Annotated in this window: 7 protein-coding genes; 5 read left to right on the forward strand and 2 right to left on the reverse strand. The window is 71.4% G+C overall.

Annotated features, from left to right (window positions below; translation table 11 throughout):
- The first annotated feature begins 47 nt into the window (after positions 1 to 47).
- The 3 genes from ACFWN1_RS15200 to tyrS are packed head-to-tail and all read left to right on the forward strand — an operon-like array spanning position 48 to position 4,287.
- Entirely contained in the window at positions 48 to 1,571 is a 1,524-nt protein-coding gene (locus ACFWN1_RS15200) for a TldD/PmbA family protein (RefSeq protein ID WP_384361664.1), read from the forward strand.
- A complete protein-coding gene (locus ACFWN1_RS15205; RefSeq protein WP_384361667.1) occupies positions 1,568 to 2,962 on the forward strand; it encodes a metallopeptidase TldD-related protein in 1,395 nt (464 codons plus the stop codon). Before ACFWN1_RS15200 ends, ACFWN1_RS15205 begins: the two co-directional genes overlap by 4 nt.
- Before the next feature lie 56 nt (positions 2,963 to 3,018).
- Positions 3,019 to 4,287 (forward strand): tyrosine--tRNA ligase, encoded by a 1,269-nt coding sequence (gene tyrS, locus ACFWN1_RS15210; RefSeq protein ID WP_384361670.1) that lies wholly within the window; start codon positions 3,019 to 3,021, stop codon positions 4,285 to 4,287.
- A 60-nt stretch (positions 4,288 to 4,347) separates the two neighbouring features.
- Here the strand turns inward: tyrS and ACFWN1_RS15215 are convergent, their stop codons facing one another.
- Positions 4,348 to 4,641 carry a GlsB/YeaQ/YmgE family stress response membrane protein gene (locus ACFWN1_RS15215; protein WP_384361673.1) on the reverse strand — a complete coding sequence of 98 codons (294 nt, stop codon included), beginning with the start codon at positions 4,639 to 4,641 and terminating at the stop codon, positions 4,348 to 4,350.
- Between the two features lie 245 nt (positions 4,642 to 4,886).
- On the opposite strand from ACFWN1_RS15215, the gene ACFWN1_RS15220 reads away from it, so the two are divergent.
- Positions 4,887 to 5,279 (forward strand): DUF3099 domain-containing protein, encoded by a 393-nt coding sequence (locus ACFWN1_RS15220; RefSeq protein ID WP_384361676.1) that lies wholly within the window; start codon positions 4,887 to 4,889, stop codon positions 5,277 to 5,279.
- Positions 5,280 to 5,514: 235 nt separating this feature from the next.
- On the forward strand, positions 5,515 to 5,733 hold the full coding sequence (locus ACFWN1_RS15225) for a hypothetical protein (RefSeq protein WP_384361679.1): 219 nt from the start codon (positions 5,515 to 5,517) through the stop codon (positions 5,731 to 5,733).
- Here the strand turns inward: ACFWN1_RS15225 and moaA are convergent.
- Positions 5,716 to 6,705, reverse strand: coding sequence for a GTP 3',8-cyclase MoaA (gene moaA, locus ACFWN1_RS15230; protein WP_384361682.1), 990 nt, complete (start codon positions 6,703 to 6,705; stop codon positions 5,716 to 5,718). The genes ACFWN1_RS15225 and moaA overlap by 18 nt on opposite strands.
- Between the last annotated feature and the right edge of the window lie 157 nt (positions 6,706 to 6,862).

The raw sequence follows: 6,862 nt of genomic DNA on the forward strand, positions 1-6,862 counted from the left end.
GCCCGTATCCTCCTGAGCACCCCACCCCGTGCAGGAGGAACCCACTCGTGGCCCAGCAGATCGATCCCTCCTTCCTGGCGTTGCCACTGAGGGCCCTCGCCGACGCCGCGCTGGCGCGGGCGCGGGCCTTGGGGGCCGAGCACGCCGATTTCCGGCTGGAGCGGGTGCGCAGCGCGTCGTGGCGGCTGCGGGACGGGCGGCCGGCCGGGTCCTCGGACACCACCGACCTGGGGTACGCCGTCAGGGTCGTGCACGGGGGCAGTTGGGGGTTCGCCTCAGGGGTGGACCTGACCATGAACGGCGCCGCCAAGGTCGCCTCCCAGGCCGTGGCCATGGCCAAGCTGTCCGCCCAGGTGATCAAGGCCGCCGGCTCGGACGAGAGGGTCGAGCTGGCCGACGAGCCCGTGCACACCGACAGGACGTGGATCTCCTCTTACGAGATCGACCCCTTCACCGTGCCGGACGAGGAGAAGTCCGCGCTGCTCGCCGACTGGAGCGGGCGGCTCCTCGCGGCGCAGGGCGTGGACCACGTGGACGCGTCGCTGACGACCGTGCACGAGAACAAGTTCTACGCCGACTCCGCCGGGACCGTGACCACCCAGCAGCGCGTCCGGCTGCACCCCGAGTTGACGGCCGTCTCCGTGGACGGCTCCAGCGGCGAGTTCGACTCGATGCGCACCCTCGCCCCGCCCGCCGGCCGGGGCTGGGAGTACCTGACCGGCACCGGCTGGGACTGGGACGCCGAACTCGAACAGATCCCCGAGCTGCTGGCCGGGAAGATGCGCGCCCCGAGCGTGGAGCCAGGCCTGTACGACCTGGTCGTGGACCCCTCCAACCTGTGGCTCACCATCCACGAGTCCATCGGCCACGCCACCGAACTGGACCGCGCCCTCGGCTACGAGGCCGCCTACGCGGGTACCTCGTTCGCCACCTTCGACCAGCTCGGCACGCTCAAGTACGGCTCCGAGCTGATGAACGTCACCGGCGACCGCACCGCCGAACACGGCCTGGCCACCATCGGCTACGACGACGAGGGCGTGGCCGCGCAGTCCTGGGACCTGGTGAAGGACGGCACCCTCGCCGGGTACCAACTCGACCGCCGCATCGCCAGGCTGACCGGCTTCGAGCGCTCCAACGGGTGTGCCTTCGCGGACTCCCCCGGCCATGTCCCGGTCCAGCGCATGGCCAACGTGTCGCTGCGGCCGGACCCCGCCGGCCTGTCGACGGAGGGGCTGATCGGGGGCGTCGACAGGGGCATCTACGTGGTCGGGGACCGGTCCTGGTCGATCGACATGCAGCGCTACAACTTCCAGTTCACCGGCCAGCGCTTCTTCCGCATCGAGAACGGGCGGATCACCGGGCAGCTCAGGGATGTCGCCTACCAGGCCAACACCACCGATTTCTGGGGCTCGATGGCCGCTGTCGGCGGCCCGCAGACCTACGTCCTCGGCGGCGCCTTCAACTGCGGCAAGGCCCAGCCCGGCCAGGTCGCCGCCGTCTCCCACGGCTGCCCCTCCGCCCTGTTCCGGGGCGTCAACATCCTCAACACCACGCAGGAGGCCGGGCGATGAGCGCGCGGACCAGCAAGCCGTACGAGATCGTCGAGCAGGCCCTCGCGCTGTCCCGGGCGGACGGCTGTGTCGTCATCGCGGACGAGGAGTCCAGCGCCAACCTGCGCTGGGCGGGCAACGCGCTCACCACCAACGGCGTGACCCGCGGCCGTACCCTCACGGTCATCGCCACGGTGGACGGGCAGCAGGGCACCGCCTCCGGCGTGGTCTCGCGGTCGGCGGTGACGGCGGCCGAGCTGGAGCCGCTGGTGCGGGCCGCCGAGGCCGCCGCACGGGCGGCCGGACCCGCCGAGGACGCCCAGCCGCTGGTCAGCGGGGTCCCGGACTCCCCCGACTTCCGCGACGCGCCCGCCGAGACCTCCTCCGCCGTCTTCGCCGACTTCGCCCCGGCGCTCGGTGAAGCCTTCGCCCGAGCCCGGACCGGCGGCCGCGAGCTGTACGGCTTCGCCAGCCACGAGACCGTCTCCACCTACCTCGGCAGCTCCACCGGCCTGCGCCTGCGGCACGACCAGCCGACCGGCACCCTGGAGCTGAACGCCAAGTCCCCCGACCACACCCGCTCCGCCTGGGCCGGCCGCTCCACCCGTGACTTCAAGGACGTCGACCCCGGCGCCCTGGACACCGAGCTGGCCGAGCGCCTCGGCTGGGCGGAGCGCCGGGTGGAGCTGCCGGCCGGGCGGTACGAGACGCTGCTGCCGCCGTCCGCCGTGGCCGACCTGCTGATCTACCAGCTGTGGTCCGCCTCCGGCAGGGACGCCACCGAGGGCCGCACGGTGTTCTCCAGGCCGGGCGGCGGCACCCGTACCGGCGAGCGGCTCAGCGAGCTGCCGCTGAACCTGCGCAGCGACCCCGACGAGCCGGGCCTGAAGTGCGCGCCCTTCGTCGTCGCGCACTCCTCCGGCGGCGACCGCTCGGTGTTCGACAACGGGCTGCCCGTACGCGCCACCGACTGGGTCAGGGACGGGGTCCTCGATCACCTCACCACCACCCGGCACAGCGCGGCCCTGACCGGGCTGCCGCTCGCCCCGGCGCTGGACAACCTGATCCTGGACGGCGGCGGCGAGCGCTCGCTCGCGGAGATGGTCGCGGCCACCGAGCGCGGGCTGCTGCTGACCTGCCTCTGGTACATCCGCGAGGTCGACCCGGCGACCCTGCTGCTCACCGGCCTCACCCGCGACGGCGTCTACCTCGTGGAGAACGGCGAGGTCACCGGCCAGGTGAACAACTTCCGCTTCAACGAGTCCCCGGTCGGCGTGCTGGGCCGGGCCGGCGAGGCGGGCCGCACCGAGCAGACGCTGCCGCGTGAGTGGAGCGACTGGTTCACCCGGGCCGCGATGCCCCCGCTCCGCATCCCCGAATTCAATATGAGCTCTGTCAGCCAGGGCGTATAACCTCGTACTCGGCTGTCACCCGACCGCCGGAAGATCATCGAGGAGACACGAGAACCGTGACGGACATCGTCGACGAACTGAAGTGGCGTGGGCTCATCGCCCTCTCCACCGACGAGGACGCATTGCGCAAGGCGTTCGCGGACGGTCCTGTCACGTTCTATTGCGGCTTCGACCCGACCGCGCCCAGCCTGCACCTCGGCAACCTGGTCCAGATCCTCACCATGCGCCGCATCCAGAACGCGGGCCACCGTCCGCTCGGCCTGGTCGGCGGTGCCACCGGTCTGATCGGTGACCCGAAGCCGAACGCGGAGCGCACGCTGAACGCGCCGGAGACCGTCAACCAGTGGGTGGAGCGGCTGCGCGCGCAGATCCAGCCGCTGCTGGACTTCGACGGCCCGAACGCGGCCGTGATGGTCAACAACCTGGACTGGACCCAAGGGCTGTCGGCCATCGAGTTCCTGCGGGACATCGGCAAGCACTTCCGGGTCAACAAGATGATCGCCAAGGAGGCCGTCTCCCGCCGGCTGAACTCCGACGCGGGCATCAGCTACACCGAGTTCAGCTACCAGATCCTCCAGGGCATGGACTTCCTGGAGCTGTACCGGCGGTACGGCTGCACGCTCCAGACCGGCGGCAGCGACCAGTGGGGCAACCTCACCTCGGGCACCGACCTGATCCACCGGGTAGAGCCGGACGCCGTGGTGCACGCGCTGGGCACCCCGCTGATCACCAAGGCGGACGGCACCAAGTTCGGCAAGACCGAGTCGGGCACGGTGTGGCTGGACGCGGAGATGACCACGCCGTACGCGTTCTACCAGTTCTGGCTGAACGCGGACGACCGGGACGTGTCCAAGTTCCTGCGCATCTTCAGCTTCAGGTCCCGCGAGGAGATCGAGGAGCTGGAGCGGCTGACCGAGGAGCGTCCGCAGGCCCGTGCGGCGCAGCGCGCGCTCGCGGAGGAGCTGACGACGCTGGTGCACGGCGCGGAGCAGACCGCCGCCGTGGTCGCCGCGTCCAAGGCGCTGTTCGGCCAGGGCGAGCTGGCGGAGCTGGACGAGGCGACGCTCGCCGCCGCGCTGTCCGAGCTGCCGCACATCCAGGTCGCGGACCTGGGTCCGGTGGTGGACCTGCTCGCCGAGGTGGGCCTGGTGGCCAGCAAGTCGGCCGCGCGCCGCACGGTGAAGGAGGGCGGTGCCTACGTGAACAACGTCAAGGTCGGCGCCGAGGACGCGGTTCCGGCCGCCGGTGAGCTGCTGCACGGGCGCTGGCTGGTGCTGCGCCGGGGCAAGAAGAACCTGGCGGCGGTCGAGGTCACGGGCGCCTGAGTACCTGAGAGAGGGCGGCTTCCCCGCGTGGGGAGGCCGCCCGCTGTCGTTCCCGCCGGGTCACACCCGTTCGTCGTACTTACGCTTGCGGCGTTTGCCGAGGGTCGCGGTGTAGAGCATGTCGACGAAGAACACGATGATGATCGCGGCGACGAGCTGGAAGATGTGCCGGCTCCAGTCGATGCCGCTGGTCTCCGCCACCCCCAGGCCGCGTGCGACGGCGTTGCCCGCCAGGGCGCCCAGGATGCCGCAGATGGTGGTCAGCCACAGCGGGCTGTGCTGCTTGCCGGGAATGATCGCCTTCGCGAGCAGGCCCAGCACGAATCCCACGATGATCGCCCACAGCCAGCCCATGGCGGCCTCCTCGTCCGGTCCGACCTGATCGATCTGATCGTCCCGGCCAGTCTGGGCGCGCCCCGGGCGCCGCGCATGCCGGGCGCATCCGGATGGTGGGCGTTCGCGCAGGCCGGGCGGCGCCCCGCTATCGAGCGCGGCGCCGTGGCGGCGTACCGTTGGTGGGTGTCCCGGTCCGGTTTCCCCGACGGGCCCGGACGCGGGTTCGGGCCGGGGATGGTCCCAGGCGGGCGGATGGTGGACTGATGGGCAAGCAGCGTGGCGAGGTTTTCCGGATCACCGGCGCCCGGACCGGCCTGGCCGAGGACATACGGGGCCGGCAGCGGCGGTACGTCATCTCCATGTCGGTCCGTACGGTGTCGGTGATCCTGGCCGCCTCCCTGTGGAACGTGGAGCGGTACGTCGCCATCGTGGCGCTGGTGCTGGGCGTCGCGATGCCGTACGTCGCCGTGGTGATCGCCAACGCGGGCCGGGAGCGGCCGCAGTCACTGCCGTCGACCTTCGTCGTCATGCCGTCGAAGCCCATGATCACGCCGCCGGCCGCCGGGGATGGCGGGGCGCGGGCGGAATCCGGCCCCCGGCAGACGTCGGCGGAGCCGGGGGCGGAGTCTCGCGGGAAACCCTCCGACCGGGCCTGAGCAGCGCGGGAGCGGGAAAAGCGGAAGGCGACTTCCCGCCAAGCTCAGGAAAACCTCAGATCAATCATGCTGTTCCTGTGCCGGTCGGCCAGTCCTGCGTGACATACTTCGTACGCGCTCCGCATCCCCCGTCGGAGCGACAGACCGACGCCGGGCAGCTCCCCCCGTGGCTGCTCGGCGTCGCCTTGTCCGCGGCCGTTTCCGCCGCCGGGGCTCCCTCTGTGAGAATCCCGCTGTGAGCGACACACCGATCTGTTCCGCCAAGGGCTGCCGTGCCGACGCCCTGTGGGTGCTGGCGTGGAACAACCCGAAACTGCACACCCCCGAACGGCGCAAGACCTGGATCGCCTGCGAGGAGCACCGCGAGCACCTGTCGCAGTTCCTCTCGGTGCGCGGGTTCCTGAAGGACGTCGTCCCGCTGCGGGAGTGGGAGGACTCAGCCGCCGATCGCTGACATCGGGCGGTCCGGCTGGACGAAGGCCGGGTCGGTGAGGCCCGCGCCCGCCTTCTTGCCCCACATGGCCTTGCGCCACAGCTCGGCGATCTCCTCGTCCGAGGTGCCGGAGCGCAGCAGGGCGCGCAGGTCGGTCTCCTCGGTGGCGAACAGACAGGTGCGTATCTGCCCGTCGGCGGTGAGGCGGGTGCGGTCGCAGGCCGCGCAGAACGGGCGGGTCACCGAGGCGATGACCCCTACCCGCTGCGGGCCGCCGTCCACCAGCCAGCGTTCCGCCGGGGCCGAACCGCGCTCGCCCTCGCCCTCCTCGGTGAGGGCGAAGCGGGTGCGCAGCGAGGCCAGGATGTCCTGGGCGGTGACCATGCCCTCGCGCTTCCAGCCGTGCTGGGCGTCCAGCGGCATCTGCTCGATGAAGCGGAGTTCGTAATCGTGCTCCACCGCCCAGGCCAGCAGGTCGGGGGCCTCGTCCGCGTTCAGGCCCGGCATCAGCACCGAGTTGACCTTGACCGGGGTGAGGCCGGCGTCGGCGGCGGCCTGAAGGCCGTCCAGCACGTCCTGGTGGCGGTTGCGCCGGGTGAGGGTCTTGAAGACGTCGGGGCGCAGGGTGTCCAGGGAGACGTTGACCCGGTCCAGGCCGGCCTGCTTCAGTGCGGCGGCGGTGCGCTTGAGGCCGATGCCATTGGTGGTGACGGACAGCCGGGGGCGCGGCCGGAGGGCCGCGACGCGCTCCACGATGCCTACCAGGCCGGGCCGCAGCAGGGGCTCGCCGCCGGTGAAGCGGACCTCCTCGATGCCGAGGCGGGTCACCGCGAGGTCGACGAGGCGGACGATCTCGTCGTCCGTGAGCAGGTCGGGCTTGGCCAGCCACTGCAGGCCCTCCTCGGGCATGCAGTAGGTGCACCGCAGATTGCACCGGTCGGTCAGCGAAACCCTCAGGTCGGTGGCCACCCGGCCGTAGGTGTCGATGAGCACGTGGGCCCCCTCCCTCGTTCTCCGGACCGCTTTTCCCTGTCACCTGCGAGCCTACGCGAGACCTCGGACATCGACAGCCGCTGTTCTCCCGGCCCGGAACGGCGCGGACCGGCGCGGAACGGCCCGGAACTTCCCCGAACGGCGCGGAACGGCCCGT

The organism is Streptomyces sp. NPDC058459, from assembly GCF_042721685.1.
Lineage (GTDB): Bacteria > Actinomycetota > Actinomycetes > Streptomycetales > Streptomycetaceae > Streptomyces.